This window comes from Mesonia oceanica, assembly GCF_902499555.1.
Taxonomy (GTDB): domain Bacteria; phylum Bacteroidota; class Bacteroidia; order Flavobacteriales; family Flavobacteriaceae; genus Mesonia; species Mesonia oceanica.
Genome location: NZ_CABVMM010000005.1, coordinates 246,274 through 260,762 on the forward strand (window position 1 = coordinate 246,274; position 14,489 = coordinate 260,762).

Below are 14,489 nucleotides of genomic sequence, written 5' to 3' on the forward strand. Positions count from 1 at the left end.
TATGAAAAAAATACTGGGAATTATTATGATTTTTTGTGTGGTGGCCGTGTCTTCTGCACAAAAAAAAGTAGGAGGGGTAACCTTACCTGCCTCTGAAACTTTTGGCGAATATACCGTGAAATTGAATGGTGCGGGTGTACGCGAAAAACTTTGGATAGATCTTTATGCTGGAGGTTTGTATTTAACCACTCCATCAAGTGATGCCAATCAAATAATGGATGCAGATGAAGCGATGGCTGTAAAATTGCATATAGTTTCCAAATTAATCAGTAGTGATAAAATGATTAATGCCGTTGAAGAAGGTTTTGAGAATTCAACCGAAGGAAATATCGCTCCATTGGAAAGCAGAATAAAAAAATTCATAGGTTTCTTTAAAGAAGAAATCAATAAAGGGGATGTATTTGATATTACCTATCAGCCTGGAAAAGGAGTAGTAGCTTATAAAAACGGTAAAGAAAAAGGAACTGTGGAAGGAATGGACTTTAAAAAAGCCCTTTTCGGTATTTGGTTGTCCAATCGCCCCGCAGATGATGATTTAAAAGAAGGAATGCTAGGTAAAGACTAATCTAATGAATGTAAAAGCCCTATTTCTATTTTTATGTTTTCCAGCATTAATGTTAGGACAAAGTGTGTTGGGAAATTGGAAAATAATTAAAAAAGAAACCGGAGAAGCTCGTTCTATCGTCAAAATCTATGAAGAAGACGGAGAAGTATATGGTAGAGTAACTCGCATTTTAAACGAAGAAAAGCGCGATAAACTTTGTACCAAATGTAAAGGAGAAGATAAAAATAAAAAGATAGAAGGATTGGTGTTGATGAAGCATTTTCATAAGGATGGAGAACGCTATGTAGATGGAACCATTATGAATCCTGACGATGGTAAAGTATATCGGTCTAAAATTTGGTTAGATGAAGATAATCCTGATCTCTTAAATGTAAGAGGCTATGTAGGTATATTTTATAAAACCGTTCAATGGCAACGAGATAAATAAAAAAATCCGGCAATTTGCCGGATTTTTTATGCTAACTAAATATTTTAATCTTAGTTTAAGGTATAATCTAAAGTGATTTCGGTATTTAAAAGTTTAGAAACCGGACAACTTTCTTTAGCTTTTGTAGCAATTTCTTTAAATTTTTCTTCAGAAATATTAGGTACTTTAGCAGATAGTATTAAATGAGATTTACTAATTGCACCATCTTTAAAAGTAACCTCAGATTTAGTTTTTAGTTCATCTGCAGGAAAATCTTGCTCTGCTAAAAATGCTGAAAGTTGCATCGTAAAACACCCTGAATGTGCTGCCCCAATTAATTCTTCCGGATTGGTTCCTTTTCCATCTTCGAAGCGTGTTTTATAAGAATATTGTGTTTCCTCTAAAATTCCACTTTCAGTAGATAAATGTCCTTTTCCTTCTTTTAAAGTTCCTTGCCAAACGGCTGTTGCTTTTCTAATCATATTTTTTATTTTAAAATTAAGTAGACTTTCGCATTCAGGAAAACTATTATTAAAAGCTTAACGAATTTCAATTTTAAAATAACTTGACGCTCTCCCAAAGAAAACTATTTTTGTAATAGAAACTTGAATCCTGATGCAAGCATTTGCCAATGTTATTTTACCGCTTCACTTAGACCAGCTGTTTACCTATCAAATAGCAGAAGAAGATATCGCTATATTGAAAGTGGGAATGCGCGTGGCAGTTCCTTTTGGCAAATCTAAGGTCTATACCGGAGTAGTCGCTAAAATTCACCATGAAGCTCCACAACATTATGAAGCTAAATTAATTGAAGAAATTTTAGATGAACGAGCTATCGTTACAAAACAGCAGCTTAAGTTTTGGTCTTGGATTGCTTCTTATTATATGTGTGCAGAAGGAGAAGTGATGAAAGCTGCATTGCCTAGTGCCTTTTTGTTGGAAAGTGAAACGGTCGTGGAACTTAATAAAAAAGGTGAATTTGATGAAGAGGAGTTAACCGATGAGGAATTCTTGATAGTAGAAGCACTTCAAAATCAATCTCTCTTGAAAATTCATGAAGTGATGCAGATTTTAGAAAAGAAAACTGTACTTCCCGTATTGAACAGTTTGGTAGCAAAAAATGCAATTATTGTTAATCAAGAACTTTATAAGCAATACAAACCCAAACTTATTAAATATATACGCTTAACTTCAGCATTTAGCGGAGAACAAAAACTTCATGAATTACTGGAAGAATTAAGTAATGCACCTAAGCAACGGGAAATTATACTTCAGCTTTTTTCACTTCAAGCGAAGTTAAAAAAGCCTATTGAGAAAAAGCAATTGATAAAAGAAAGTGGTGCTTCCGCTTCTTCAATTAAATCACTTATCGATAAAGCGGTATTGGAAGAATATACGCTTCAAAAAGACCGAGTAAATTTTGAAGGGGAGGTCAACGATATTCAGCTTCATTTTAATGAGGAACAACAGCAAGCTTATTCAGAAATAAAAAACCATTTTCAGAACAATCAAGTTACCTTGTTGCATGGGGTGACTTCTTCAGGAAAAACAGAAGTTTACATCAAATTAATAGAAGAAGTTATAGCGAAGGGAAAGCAGGTTCTCTATTTGCTTCCTGAAATCGCGTTGACTACGCAACTTATTAGTAGGTTACAAGCTTACTTTGGGCAAGAAGTATTGGTGTATCACAGTAAATATTCTGTAAACGAACGGGTTGAAGTTTATAAACATGTACTTCATCATACCAAAGGAAAAATTGTGATAGGAGCGAGGTCTTCTATTTTTCTACCCTTTCAGGAGCTGGGATTAATTATTATAGATGAATCTCATGAAGCTACTTTTAAACAATACGATCCTGCACCAAGATACCAAGCTCGGGATACTGCTGTCGTATTAGCGAATTTTTTTAAAAGTAAGTTGTTGTTGGGCTCTGCAACACCAAGTTTGGAGAGTTATCACAATACCGAAGTGCATAAATATGAATTGGTAAAACTCACTAAGCGCTTCGGGAATGTGCTTCCGCCTAAGATTGAACTGGTCGATATTAAAGAAAAGCATAAAAAAAGAAAAATGACCGGTCATTTCTCTGATAGATTGTTAGAAGAAATGAAAGAAACCTTGGCAGAAGGTAAGCAAGTAATTCTTTTTCAGAATAGAAGAGGTTTTTCTCCAATTTTAGAGTGCAACACCTGTGGGCATTCTCCACAATGTCCCAATTGCGATGTAAGTTTAACCTATCATCAGCATAACAATTCATTGCGTTGCCATTATTGTGGTTATCATATGGCGATGCAACAACAATGTATTGCATGTGGAAGTAACGATATTACCACCAAAGGTTTTGGGACAGAACAGGTAGAAACGGAGTTGGAAGCCTTGTTTCCCGATCATAAAATTGGCCGGATGGATTTAGATACCACGCGTGGGAAATACGGCTACGAAAAAATTATCACTGCTTTTGAACAGCAACAAATCGATATTTTGGTAGGAACACAAATGTTAACCAAAGGGCTCGATTTTAGAAATGTAGATTTGGTAGGGGTGATGAATGCCGATAGTTTATTGAATTTCCCTGATTTTAGGGCGCACGAACGAAGTTTTCAATTGTTATTGCAAGTAGCAGGTAGGGCAGGACGTACCAAAGAGCGAGGGAAAGTACTCATCCAAACGTATAACCCATATCATCAAATCCTTCAGCAAGTATCTTCCAACAATTATGAGGCGATGTATAAAGAACAAATGGATGATCGCTATAATTTTAAATATCCGCCGTATTACCGATTGATTAAGTTAACCTTGAAGGGAAGGGATTATAATATGGTGAACGAGGCTTCTTCTTGGTTGGCTAAAGCTTTGGCGCAAGCTTTTCACGATCATGTTTTGGGACCTGAATTTCCTCCGGTAGCCAGAATTAGAAATGAATATTATAAAAATATCATTATAAAAATCCCACCTAAAAATTCACTTCAAAAGACAAAAGATTACCTTCAAAAGGTTTTAAAAAGTTACCAATCTATTGCTAATTACCGAAAAATACGGGTGATTATAAATGTAGATCCTTATTAAGCAATACCGGAAAGGCTTTCTTCCAAATCTTTTTTTCTATTTCTACTCAGCGGAATTTTTTTGTCTTCTAAGAAAACAAGCTTACTGCTATAGTTCTTAATTCTAAAAAGATTAACGATATAAGATTTGTGAACCCTTAAAAATTGTTCTTTAGGCAAAGTTTCTGCAAAACCTTTCATCGTAGATAATACGGTATACACTTCTGTGTCGGTGAAAATTTTCACATAATCACCAAAAGCCTCTACGTATTTTACCTTATCTAAATAAAGACGATGTTTTTTTAGGTTACTTTTAATAAAGATGAAGTTTTCATCAACAGGGTTTACCTTATCATTTTTCAATGTGTATTGATCGATGGCCTTTTCAACAGCTTGATTAAAGCGCTCTCTGCTTACCGGTTTTTGCAAATAATCGATCGCCTGATAATTAAATGCCTGAAAAGCATATTGGGTTTTTCCTGTAATAAATATAATTTCAGGTTTTACTTTCAAATTATCCAACAAGTCAAAACCGGACAATATAGGCATTTCTATATCTAAGAAAACTAAGTCAATTTTAGAATTCTCTAGTTCGCGCTTGGTATCTAAAGCATTGTTATGCTCTGCTACCAGCTCTAATCGTGGGTGATCTTTAACAAGTTTGATAATAGATAAACGCTGTAAGGTCGAGTCGTCTACTACTAAACATTTTAATTTGGGTATATTCATAGGGTTAATGAATAAATAAAAACAATTTTACGAATTTAATTGAAACTGCACAAGTTTGAATACCTAGCAATCACAATATATTAAAATATTTGATAAGTATTTTCGTTGGTAAATTTAAAAAAAGTATTATTTTTGCACGCAATTTAATTTAAACATTTTTTATTATGAATCATTATGAAACTGTTTTCATCTTGAATCCCGTTTTATCTGAAGATCAGGTAAAGGAAACAGTTAAGAAATACGAAGATTTTCTTGATTCCAAAGGGGCAAAGATGATTAACAAAGAGAATTGGGGCTTAAAAAAATTAGCTTATCCAATTCAGCACAAGAAAAGTGGTTTCTATCACTTATTTGAGTACCAGGTAGATGGAGAGGTAATCGAGCCTTTAGAATTAATGTTCAGACGTGATGAGCGTATGATGCGTTTCTTAACTGTAAAGCTTGACAAACACGCTGTTGAATGGGCTAGAAAAAGAGTAGAACGTAAAAAACAAAAAGCATAAGTTATGTCATCTATAGAGCAACAAGCAAAAGGTAAAAAAGACGGAGAGATTAGATACTTAACTCCGCTTAACATAGAAACTTCTAAGAAAAAGAAATACTGTCGTTTTAAAAGATCTGGTATTAAGTATATCGATTATAAAGACCCAGATTTTTTAATGGCATTTGTAAACGAGCAAGGTAAAATTTTACCACGTAGGTTAACAGGTACTTCTTTAAAATACCAAAGAAAAGTAGCCCAAGCTATTAAACGTTGTCGCCATTTAGCTTTAATGCCATACGTTGGTGATTTATTAAAATAAAAGAAACGACATTATGGAATTAATATTAAAGAAAGACGTAGAAAATTTAGGATTTACAGATGATGTCGTGACTGTTAAAAATGGTTACGGGAGAAACTACTTAATCCCACACGGATATGCAGAGCTTGCTACTCCTTCAGCTAAAAAAATGTTGGAAGAGACGTTAAAGCAAAGAGCATATAAAGAAAGAAAGAACATTGAAGAGGCAGAAAAGCAAGCAGAAAAGGTAAACGCTTTAGATCTTACCATTACTGCAAAAGCTGGAGCCGGAGATAAATTATTTGGTAGTATTACCGCTGCTAACTTAAGTGAACAGTTAGCAAAAGAAGGTATCGATATCGATAAAAAATACATCTCTATCTTTGGTGGTAACATTAAAAGATTAGGACAATACGAAGCTAAACTTCGTTTCCACAGAGAAGTAATCGCTTCTTTAACTTTTGATGTAGTAGGAGAAAACTAAGATTTCCCTTTATAAATGTACAGCCTACTCTCGTAAAAAAGAGTAGGCTTTTTTATAATAAAAAATTTCCAAGAATGAAATACACCCGATTAACAAAAGAGCAACTGGAAGAAATGCATCAGGAATTTATAAATTTCTTGGCTGCACAATCTATTACCGCAGAAGAATGGGCTCAAATTAAACAAGAAAAACCAAAAGTAGCTGAAGAAGAATTAGATGTATTTAGCGATTTGGTTTGGGAAGGGGTATTAAACCAAGCAAAATATTTAGAACATTTCTCGAAACAGCAAATGTTTTTGTTTAAAATAGGGGAAGCCCAAATGACCTTAGTAGGGGTGAAAGTAGAAAACCCAACTATAGACATTAGAACCAAAGAAGGGTATGCTTGGTTACAAGATAATTTGTTGAATGATCAAGTGCAAATTTATACTTCAACAAAAGCCATTGTGGAAGACCGAAATCAAGATATTTTTGCGCTCATTAAACAAGGAGCAAACATTACCCAAGGTGATTTATTTCAGTATTTTGAAAAGTTAATAGAAGTAGAATAAACTTCTATTCATACCTTAAGGATTCAATCGGGTCTTGTTTGGCTGCTTTTATGGCGGGGAATAAACCGGAAAGGATAGCGATAATTAGCGATACTCCGGTGGCAATCCCAATTGCCAACCAAGGAATGCTAAAGCTTAAACCGGCCACCGAAGCTACCAACAAGCCAATTAACATGCCGAAGATGATTCCGAAAATACCCCCTAATTGCCCGATGATAATAGTTTCAGAAAAAAACTGAAAAGCAATCGTATTTTTCTTGGCACCTAAGGCTTTTCGCACGCCAATTTCACGGGTTCTTTCCGTCACCGAAACCAACATAATGTTCATCAACGCAATCGATGAACCTAGAATAGTGATAAACGAAATTATAAAAGCAGCAAAATTTAAATAGCCCGTAATTTTCAAAATTTGGTTAATGAGGCTATCACTGCGCATAATCCCAAAATTATTCTCTTCTTTAGGCTGTAACTTTCTAATATTCCTAAAAGTAATAATCGCTTCATCTTGCGCACCTTCCATCATCTGCTTATCATCTACCATCACACTAATATTATAATTAATGTAAGGCTGGTTATAAAGCGAACGGGCAATTTGAATAGGAATCAATACCCGCAAATCTTCATTATTCCCAAAGGTAGAACCTTTACTCTCTAAAATTCCGATCACTTTAAATTTAGCTCCGCGTACGCTAATGGTTTTATTCACCGGATCCATACCATTAAAAAGTGCATCCTTAAAATCGGCTCCCAGAATACAGACATTCACATTGTTTTCAATATCAAAATAAGAGAAATTTCTTCCGCTTTCAATTTCTAAACCAGAATTCGCTAAAAAGTTCTCATTTACCCCCAGTACATTTACTTCAGGATCTGTTTTTTTAGTCTGGTATTTTACTTCGGCACCAGCCGTTCCGGTAAAAGAAATAGAAGTTTGCGTGTAGGGGAAGTTGTATTTTTCTTTAAATTCTTTCGCATCCCGATAACTAATGATGGGATTTATTTTCTCGCGTTCACCGCGGCCACGAGTTTGTATGGTAAAATCGTAGCGTTGCAAGTTAAAAGTATTCGCTCCCATGGAAGCAAAATCACTCGAAATGGTATTTTCCAAAGCATTAATCGCACTTAAAATTCCAACTAATGCGGTAATTCCAATCGTAATGATGATGACGGTTAAAATAGTTCTAAGTAGCTGACTCCTAATGCTACTCAGCGCAATTTTAATGTTTTCTTTGGCCAGTGAGAACATAAATATGAATGACTTTATTGATAAGACTATCCAGAAGCCTAAAAGTTACTTATAATTTGTATTTTCTTTAATTATCTTTGCACTTTCAAATAAAGTTATGGCACAAAAACCAAGTATCCCAAAAGGAACCCGGGATTTTTCTCCGGAAGAAGTAAATAGAAGAAATTATATTATTTCAACCATCAAAAAGCAATTTCAACATTTTGGCTTTCAACCCATCGAAACGCCAAGTTTTGAAAATTCTTCCACCTTGATGGGAAAATATGGGGAAGAAGGGGACCGACTTATTTTTAAAATTTTGAATAGTGGAGATTTTTTAAATAAAGTAAAAGATGACTTGTATGCTGAAAAAGATAGTTTGAAAATTACCCCGAAGATCTCAGAAAAAGCCCTTCGTTACGATTTAACCGTTCCTTTTGCGCGTTATCTAGTGCAACATCAAAATGAAGTAGAATTTCCATTTAAACGCTATCAAATTCAGCCCGTGTGGCGTGCCGACCGTCCGCAAAAAGGAAGGTTTAGGGAATTTTATCAATGTGATGCCGATGTGGTGGGAAGCGATAGCCTTTGGCAAGAAGTAGAATTTGTACACTTGTATGATTCGGTTTTTACTTCGTTAAAGCTGAATGGCGTAACTATTAAATTAAATAACAGAAAAATACTTTCTGGTTTTGCCGAAGTAATTGGCGAAAGCGATAAACTCATTGATTTCACCGTAGCGCTCGATAAACTTGATAAAATAGGGAAAGATGGCGTGGTGAAAGAAATGAAGGAAAAAGGAATTTCTGAAGAAGCGATCGAGAAAATTGATCCGATTTTTGAGTTAAATGGAGATTTCTCTGCAAAAATCAACGGACTCAAAGCTATTCTTTCCACTTCAGAAGTGGGTAAAAAGGGAATAGAAGAATTAGAGTTTATTCAGCGTGCTATTGAAGAAATGCCTTTAAACACGGCGAACTTAGATTTAGATGTCACGTTAGCCCGCGGACTTAATTATTATACCGGGGCAATTTTTGAAATCTCGGCTCCCGAAGGCGTCCACATGGGATCGATTGGTGGCGGTGGCCGTTATGACGATTTGACCGGAATTTTCGGTTTAAAAAACATGAGCGGTATAGGTATTTCCTTTGGATTAGATAGAATTTATTTAGTCTTGGAAGAATTAAATCTTTTCCCGGAAGCAGTTGAAGAAAACACAAAAATTATTTTTATCAATTTCGGAGAAAAAGAAGCCCTTTACGCCATGAAAGCTGTTCGGGCTTTACGTGATGCCGGAATTAATGCAGAGGTTTATCCCGACAGTGCGAAGATGAAAAAACAAATGACGCATGCGAATCGCCGAAATATTCCGTATGTGGTATTGGCCGGAACCCAAGAAATGGAAGCCGAAAAATATACCATCAAACACATGGCAAGTGGGGAACAAGAAACCATTCACTTAGATGAAATTATCCAGAAACTGAGATAAATCATAATTCCTACAAGGCAATTTTTGTAATTTTAGGTGATTAAAACTCATCTAAGCTTATGAAAATTGCCTTTTTTAGTACCAAATCTTACGATAAAGATTTTTTTGAAACCTACCATCAGCAACAAGGAGTCAGTTTTAAATATTTTTCGGCTTCCTTGAGCAAAGATACGGTGGCGTTGGCCCGAGGTTACGATGGCGTTTGTGTTTTTGTCAACGATCATTTAGATGCAGCAACCCTCGAACAATTAGCTGAAATAGGTGTGAAGTTGGTGGTATTACGTTGCGCCGGGTTTAATAATGTGAACCTGGATGCAGCAGAAAAATTCAATATCAACATTTATCGCGTTCCGGCGTATTCTCCTCAAGCTGTTGCTGAACATGCCTTGGCCTTGATCCTAACCTTAAATAGAAAAACCCACAAAGCTTATAACCGTGTACGGGATGGTAACTTTTCTTTGGAACGCTTACAAGGTTTTAATCTTCAAAACAAAACCATTGGCGTGATTGGTACGGGAAAAATTGGAGCTTCTTTCTGTAAAATCATGAAAGGTTTTACCGATGTACTGTTGGCTTACGATAAATTTGAAAATGACGAAGTAAAAGCCATGGGTGTGGAGTATGTAAGTTTAGAAACCTTATTGGAGAAGTCAGATATCATTTCGCTGCACTGTCCGTTAACTCCCGAAACCAAATACTTAATCGATGCCACGAGTCTGCGACAACTCAAAAAAGGCTGTATGCTCATTAATACCAGTCGTGGAGCGTTGATACATACCGGTGATGCCATTGAAGCCTTAAAAGAAGGCAAATTAGGGTATTTGGGCATTGATGTGTACGAACAGGAAGAACATTTATTCTTTCGGGATTTATCAGAGAATATTATACAAGACGACCAGATTGCGCGTTTAATCTCGTTCCCCAATGTATTGATTACTGCGCATCAAGGTTTTTTAACCAAAGAAGCCTTACAGGAAATAGCGAAAGTTACTTTTCAGAATATCCTGGACTTTCAAGCCGGAAAAGAAAATGAAAATAGGGTCAGCAAGTGAAGTTGATAAAAAACTACAACCTGTGGGGTTAATTGTTGTAGTCCCCTTAACTCAAACAACCAGAACTACTGGTTATTTTGAATAAATATATGGAAATTTTTTGAAGATAGAAAGGTTTTGAAAATAATATTAGTTTTTAGCTATTTTTAAATACTTAAACTAGCTTTATGAGTTCCAAAAATTCCTCAAATACTTTTCTTTTATAGATGACATTAAGAATTCTTTAATTTCTTCATTTTTAATTTCTTGGTTATTTTTTAATTGGAGAGCTGTTTTTGTTGCTGTTTCTATAAAAGATGTGGAAACCAAAATTAATCTAATTGAAAATTATTTAGGGTGGTGGACAAGCTTGGCTATTCCTTTAGCAATTGCTTTATTTTATGTGTTGGCTTTGCCTTATATATCAAACTTAATAGCAAAAGTAGTTTGGAAGTCTAAAATAGAAAATATTAAATCGTCTTATACAGAAAGGCAAACACACATTAAAGAGGAAATTACACTTGCTAAGGATAATTTTAAATTAGAACAGGCTAAAACAGGCAAGAGGGAATTAGAACACTTGCGTGAACAGATAGAACAGCTTACTAAAACTAATGAGAAGAAAGATGAAACAATTAAAGAGATGCGAACTCAAAATGAAGAGTTGAAAAAAGAAATAAATGAAACAGCTTTAAAAGTTAATTCTCCGATTTCTTAGAATTGTGCTTGGTGAATTCATTTTATTAGATTTTCTAAGTGATTCGAAACAATTAGAAAAAGAAGAAATTATACAAAAATTTGATCGCGATATATTTTATAGGCTTCTACAAAATAGTTTAATCGAATATATTATTGAAAAAGATAAGAGATTTGTTGGTATAACCGAAAAGGGGTTAGCTTATCTTTCTGAAATAAAAAACCATCCTAAAGTCTAGAATGGTTTTTGTTATATAGAGCCTTAAATTATTTGATAAGACACTACTGTCTTCTATAAAAATTCTTCCCAGATATAAGAACATAGAGGTCCTTGCCAAGGTCCTTCCACATAGCATTCTACTAAATCAAAACAACTTCTTACTTTCATTACAGTTCTGTACATGAAAACTTTATCTTGTAATTGATTTATAGGATTATAATAGACGAGTTGCGTACCGCTAAGTGAAGTAATGGGAGTTAAATAAGTATGACTACTTGGAGTATTATTACTTGGATAGCCTACACACCAAATGTCTGGGTCTGATCTAAATTCAATGTAAACTTCTATTTTTTCCCTTTTGTTATTGCAACTAGAATTGTTTGAAAAGTCGTATTTAAATAAAAAAGTCCTTTGTCCGGTAACAGGATCAGTAATTGGTGCTGTACCATCATCGGCATAGCCAATAAAGTTGTAGTTTAATGGACATTCCGGCGTAGCACTTGCAGAAAGAGAGAAATCCTTAGATTCTAATTCTTCCTCGTGGATTTGATCTTTTTGACAAGACCCCAAACATAGTAAACAAATAAAAATGGCTAGGTAATTAATTTTTTTCATGATAAAATGAATTTAATGGTTAATAATGAAAAATATAATTGTAACGACTTTGTCGAATACGTTGTACCAATTTTTAAAAACTACGACAGTGTGGGGAAGATAGGTTGTAGTTGACTTCAATTTAAACTAACGCATTAATTGCATTAATTTTAAATAAAAGTAGATTAAAAATGTTAATAATAAAAGTGATTGCTAAAAAAAAATGCTTTTTTTTGATAAAAACGTTTTAATTGTTGGTTTTACTATATAAAGTAGGAGAGTTGCACTATAAAACAGAACACTTCCCAAAATCATTTTAAGTCAAATCCTAATACGTTTTAGAGATTTTTAGGTATTTTTAGAGAAGGATAGAAGCAGTAAGTCTTGCTGAGCACCTAATCACAACAATAACTTTTAAAAGAAAAAAATAATTAGATTAGTAGTATAACTAAAATGCATATCACACCACTTGTTTTGTCATACGTACGTTAGCCTCAAGTTAAAATCAGAATACAAGATGAACGAATTTAATGAGATTGAACTGCTTTTTATAAATAAACTTCTGAATAAAGTCAACTATGGAAATCTGAACTTGTTTGAATCAAATCAATTCGCAAATAGTCCAATTGGAAATTCAATTCTAAAAAAAATAGAATTAAAATTTGAAGCTCGTTTTTCTGAAATTAAGAAGCGGAATAATAACGCTGGAATTTCTGAATTTAGATATGAATTTGATAATTATGTTGGAAAAGCTATTCTGGAAAGATTAAATGTATTGGATAAAAGTTCTTATCAAGCAATCTCTAAATGGAATGAAAAGGAAACAGAAAAATTTGCGAAAGATATTTTGGGACCAATTAAATATGAGCAATTTGAATTATTAAAGCTAACTAAATTCCTAACTGAAAAATCAAAAGAAAAAAACAGTAGCTAACAAAGTACTGTAGTAAAAACAAGTAAAAACTCATTAACATTTTACTAAAGTATTGCTATAAGCATCATCATATATTCATCCAGATTTGGCAATGGCAAAGTTTGTTTTAATTATTTTTGACAGCTATTGAATATACGTATAATAAACGCTTACTATACTTTTGTTTCGGTATAGTTTTGCCAATCGTCTCTTGTTAAATGGAGTAGATTTAAGATGTCCTATAGCTTTTACCCCACTAAACCACCGAAATTTATAAGCCTTTAGCTAACCCGCAAGTATAAAAATAAAAAATCTTATATTTAGATCATCGATACATGGTAAATAAACGCAATTGCGTTTATTCGCATGTTAGCAAACATAAAAAAAAACAAAATTATGATACATACAGACCACCACGACCCAGCATTTCGCTATGAAGGATTAGCAAGAGCAGCTTTTGATAACTGCGGCAAATATGGCGACCCTTTTGGAATTGCCGCGCAAGATGTTTACAACAGTTTTGTACCTGAACCAACTTTAAATGGAAAAAAAGCATTATCTAAAGTGTTATCTAAATTAATTGTTGATAATTCTGAAGGCGAACATAAGGATGCTCTAGTGGAACTTGAGGAAAGTGTTTGGACTTCAGAAACCCAACAACAAATAATTACAATAATTGATGCGAGTATTGATATTTTAAATCAAATCCAAGATTAAGAAGATTGCTTTAGAAACGAAAATCACAAACCTGCATTCAAATGACTGAACAAAATCTAAATCATACTTATTCCTTTGCAAGTCATATTGATGGAAACATTCAAAGTGAAATTGGATTGTGGAATTATGATGAAGATATTTTTATAAAAAGAAGTTTAAATTTTAATAGAAAAACATTACTTCATCACTATATAGAAACAACACTTTGGAATGATTACAATCGAGATATAAGAAAATATGGAGGAGATTACACTCATCACATTGAAAGTTTTTATGAACTTTTTCTCGAGTTTGTTCCTTCTAAAAATCCATTCAAAAATTTAGAAAAACTGGACGATTATGAACTAGATTTGTATAATGACAAATTCACTGAAATATGGATTAATAAAGAAAACGATTTTAGAAAATTGTTTAATATTATAGCTGATAATGTTTTTTATCTTTTATTCAATAATAGAAGTCTACTATTAAAGTTTAATGAAAAAATAGCGGAAACAGTTTCTGACACTTTATATGAAGAAAGTGTTTTAACAGAAAAAGGTAAAATTGCCCGAAAAAATATTCCACAATGGGTAAAAAAAGCAGTTTATTCTAGGGATAAAGGTAGGTGTATTAAATGCTCTACAGATTTGTCTGGCATACTTTCTACTGACAGAAGACAAAATTATGACCACATAGTCCCTCTCAATTTATTTGGAGTAAATGACCCTACGAATATTCAATTACTATGTCAATCCTGTAATTTAACGAAGTCAGGAAATATTATTGAAACAACAGATTTATACGCCGAATGGTGGTAGTACGTTTGCTAACGCCGTATATAATTTATTGCTGGCTTCTCTCCTACTTACGAAAGTCCTCGCAGACTTTCTATTCAGTTTTTATTTGTTAAATTAGTTGCTTAACCACGCAACAAACCATATACAAACTCGTTGGCAAACATTTTGACCCGTCCTGAATAAAGGCTACATAATTTTAAACATTATGTACAAAAACGACAAAGTAATCAGACGGTATTCAGAACCCTTTAAACTGAAAATTTT

Annotated in this window: 17 protein-coding genes; 13 read left to right on the forward strand and 4 right to left on the reverse strand. The window is 33.8% G+C overall.

Annotated elements, in window-relative coordinates:
* Window position 1 precedes the first annotated feature (1 nt).
* Together FVB9532_RS08095 and FVB9532_RS08100 are read left to right on the forward strand one after the other, a co-directional pair.
* Window positions 2-565, forward strand: a complete 564-nt coding sequence (locus FVB9532_RS08095; RefSeq protein WP_150544703.1) for a chalcone isomerase family protein — start codon at window positions 2-4, stop codon at window positions 563-565.
* 4 nt (window positions 566-569) lie between these two features.
* The gene (locus FVB9532_RS08100) at window positions 570-992 is read left to right on the forward strand and encodes a DUF2147 domain-containing protein (RefSeq protein ID WP_150544704.1); all 423 of its coding nucleotides are present in this window, start codon (window positions 570-572) and stop codon (window positions 990-992) included.
* Between the two features lie 50 nt (window positions 993-1,042).
* Here the strand turns inward: FVB9532_RS08100 and FVB9532_RS08105 are convergent, their stop codons facing one another.
* Entirely contained in the window at window positions 1,043-1,453 is a 411-nt protein-coding gene (locus tag FVB9532_RS08105) for an OsmC family protein (protein ID WP_150544705.1), read from the reverse strand.
* A 133-nt stretch (window positions 1,454-1,586) separates the two neighbouring features.
* Here FVB9532_RS08105 and priA point away from each other — a divergent pair, with 133 nt between their 5' ends.
* Window positions 1,587-4,037: a replication restart helicase PriA gene (priA, locus tag FVB9532_RS08110; RefSeq protein WP_150544706.1), complete on the forward strand. Its 2,451-nt coding sequence runs from the start codon at window positions 1,587-1,589 to the stop codon at window positions 4,035-4,037.
* Here priA and FVB9532_RS08115 read toward each other — a convergent pair.
* A complete protein-coding gene (locus FVB9532_RS08115; RefSeq protein WP_150544707.1) occupies window positions 4,034-4,744 on the reverse strand; it encodes a LytR/AlgR family response regulator transcription factor in 711 nt (236 codons plus the stop codon). The genes priA and FVB9532_RS08115 overlap by 4 nt on opposite strands.
* A 164-nt stretch (window positions 4,745-4,908) precedes the next feature.
* Between FVB9532_RS08115 and rpsF the strand changes: the two genes are divergently transcribed.
* The 4 genes from rpsF (at window position 4,909) to FVB9532_RS08135 (ending at window position 6,561) form a co-directional block, all read left to right on the forward strand.
* Complete coding sequence (gene rpsF, locus FVB9532_RS08120; protein ID WP_150544708.1) at window positions 4,909-5,247, forward strand: 30S ribosomal protein S6; 339 nt, start codon at window positions 4,909-4,911, stop codon at window positions 5,245-5,247.
* Window positions 5,248-5,250: 3 nt separating this feature from the next.
* Window positions 5,251-5,547, forward strand: a complete 297-nt coding sequence (gene rpsR, locus FVB9532_RS08125; RefSeq protein WP_150312930.1) for a 30S ribosomal protein S18 — start codon at window positions 5,251-5,253, stop codon at window positions 5,545-5,547.
* Window positions 5,548-5,560: 13 nt separating this feature from the next.
* Window positions 5,561-6,010, forward strand: a complete 450-nt coding sequence (rplI, locus tag FVB9532_RS08130) for a 50S ribosomal protein L9 (protein WP_150544709.1) — start codon at window positions 5,561-5,563, stop codon at window positions 6,008-6,010.
* Between the two features lie 74 nt (window positions 6,011-6,084).
* Complete coding sequence (locus FVB9532_RS08135) at window positions 6,085-6,561, forward strand: DUF6495 family protein (RefSeq protein WP_150544710.1); 477 nt, start codon at window positions 6,085-6,087, stop codon at window positions 6,559-6,561.
* Between the two features lie 4 nt (window positions 6,562-6,565).
* Here FVB9532_RS08135 and FVB9532_RS08140 read toward each other — a convergent pair whose 3' ends face one another.
* Window positions 6,566-7,807 (reverse strand): ABC transporter permease, encoded by a 1,242-nt coding sequence (locus FVB9532_RS08140; protein ID WP_150544711.1) that lies wholly within the window; start codon window positions 7,805-7,807, stop codon window positions 6,566-6,568.
* A gap of 97 nt (window positions 7,808-7,904) precedes the next feature.
* Here FVB9532_RS08140 and hisS point away from each other — a divergent pair, with 97 nt between their 5' ends.
* The 3 genes from hisS to FVB9532_RS08155 all read left to right on the forward strand — a co-directional run bounded on the left by hisS (window position 7,905) and on the right by FVB9532_RS08155 (window position 11,024).
* Complete coding sequence (hisS, locus tag FVB9532_RS08145) at window positions 7,905-9,275, forward strand: histidine--tRNA ligase (protein WP_150544712.1); 1,371 nt, start codon at window positions 7,905-7,907, stop codon at window positions 9,273-9,275.
* Window positions 9,276-9,334: 59 nt separating this feature from the next.
* On the forward strand, window positions 9,335-10,327 hold the full coding sequence (locus tag FVB9532_RS08150; RefSeq protein WP_150544713.1) for a 2-hydroxyacid dehydrogenase: 993 nt from the start codon (window positions 9,335-9,337) through the stop codon (window positions 10,325-10,327).
* 298 nt (window positions 10,328-10,625) lie between these two features.
* Window positions 10,626-11,024, forward strand: a complete 399-nt coding sequence (locus tag FVB9532_RS08155) for a hypothetical protein (protein ID WP_150544714.1) — start codon at window positions 10,626-10,628, stop codon at window positions 11,022-11,024.
* A gap of 270 nt (window positions 11,025-11,294) precedes the next feature.
* On the opposite strand, the gene FVB9532_RS08160 is transcribed toward FVB9532_RS08155, so the two are convergent.
* The gene (locus FVB9532_RS08160; protein WP_150544715.1) at window positions 11,295-11,837 is read right to left on the reverse strand and encodes a hypothetical protein; all 543 of its coding nucleotides are present in this window, start codon (window positions 11,835-11,837) and stop codon (window positions 11,295-11,297) included.
* 496 nt (window positions 11,838-12,333) lie between these two features.
* Here FVB9532_RS08160 and FVB9532_RS08165 point away from each other — a divergent pair, with 496 nt between their 5' ends.
* The 3 genes from FVB9532_RS08165 (at window position 12,334) to FVB9532_RS08175 (ending at window position 14,246) form a co-directional block, all read left to right on the forward strand.
* Entirely contained in the window at window positions 12,334-12,750 is a 417-nt protein-coding gene (locus tag FVB9532_RS08165; protein ID WP_150544716.1) for a hypothetical protein, read from the forward strand.
* A gap of 375 nt (window positions 12,751-13,125) precedes the next feature.
* Window positions 13,126-13,446, forward strand: a complete 321-nt coding sequence (locus FVB9532_RS08170) for a hypothetical protein (protein WP_150544717.1) — start codon at window positions 13,126-13,128, stop codon at window positions 13,444-13,446.
* A gap of 41 nt (window positions 13,447-13,487) precedes the next feature.
* Window positions 13,488-14,246: an HNH endonuclease gene (locus FVB9532_RS08175; protein ID WP_150544718.1), complete on the forward strand. Its 759-nt coding sequence runs from the start codon at window positions 13,488-13,490 to the stop codon at window positions 14,244-14,246.
* Window positions 14,247-14,489: the final 243 nt, after the last annotated feature.

Excerpts from the sequence above, each read along its gene's own strand:
- FVB9532_RS08095 (WP_150544703.1), top strand. The coding sequence starts at position 2 with ATGAAAAAAATACTGGGAATTATTATGATTTTTTGTGTGGTGGCCGTG.
- FVB9532_RS08100 (WP_150544704.1), top strand. The coding sequence starts at position 570 with ATGAATGTAAAAGCCCTATTTCTATTTTTATGTTTTCCAGCATTAATG.
- FVB9532_RS08105 (WP_150544705.1), bottom strand. The coding sequence starts at position 1,453 with ATGATTAGAAAAGCAACAGCCGTTTGGCAAGGAACTTTAAAAGAAGGA.
- priA (WP_150544706.1), top strand. The coding sequence starts at position 1,587 with ATGCAAGCATTTGCCAATGTTATTTTACCGCTTCACTTAGACCAGCTG.
- FVB9532_RS08115 (WP_150544707.1), bottom strand. The coding sequence starts at position 4,744 with ATGAATATACCCAAATTAAAATGTTTAGTAGTAGACGACTCGACCTTA.
- rpsF (WP_150544708.1), top strand. The coding sequence starts at position 4,909 with ATGAATCATTATGAAACTGTTTTCATCTTGAATCCCGTTTTATCTGAA.
- rpsR (WP_150312930.1), top strand. The coding sequence starts at position 5,251 with ATGTCATCTATAGAGCAACAAGCAAAAGGTAAAAAAGACGGAGAGATT.
- rplI (WP_150544709.1), top strand. The coding sequence starts at position 5,561 with ATGGAATTAATATTAAAGAAAGACGTAGAAAATTTAGGATTTACAGAT.
- FVB9532_RS08135 (WP_150544710.1), top strand. The coding sequence starts at position 6,085 with ATGAAATACACCCGATTAACAAAAGAGCAACTGGAAGAAATGCATCAG.
- FVB9532_RS08140 (WP_150544711.1), bottom strand. The coding sequence starts at position 7,807 with ATGTTCTCACTGGCCAAAGAAAACATTAAAATTGCGCTGAGTAGCATT.
- hisS (WP_150544712.1), top strand. The coding sequence starts at position 7,905 with ATGGCACAAAAACCAAGTATCCCAAAAGGAACCCGGGATTTTTCTCCG.
- FVB9532_RS08150 (WP_150544713.1), top strand. The coding sequence starts at position 9,335 with ATGAAAATTGCCTTTTTTAGTACCAAATCTTACGATAAAGATTTTTTT.
- FVB9532_RS08160 (WP_150544715.1), bottom strand. The coding sequence starts at position 11,837 with ATGAAAAAAATTAATTACCTAGCCATTTTTATTTGTTTACTATGTTTG.
- FVB9532_RS08165 (WP_150544716.1), top strand. The coding sequence starts at position 12,334 with ATGAACGAATTTAATGAGATTGAACTGCTTTTTATAAATAAACTTCTG.
- FVB9532_RS08170 (WP_150544717.1), top strand. The coding sequence starts at position 13,126 with ATGATACATACAGACCACCACGACCCAGCATTTCGCTATGAAGGATTA.
- FVB9532_RS08175 (WP_150544718.1), top strand. The coding sequence starts at position 13,488 with ATGACTGAACAAAATCTAAATCATACTTATTCCTTTGCAAGTCATATT.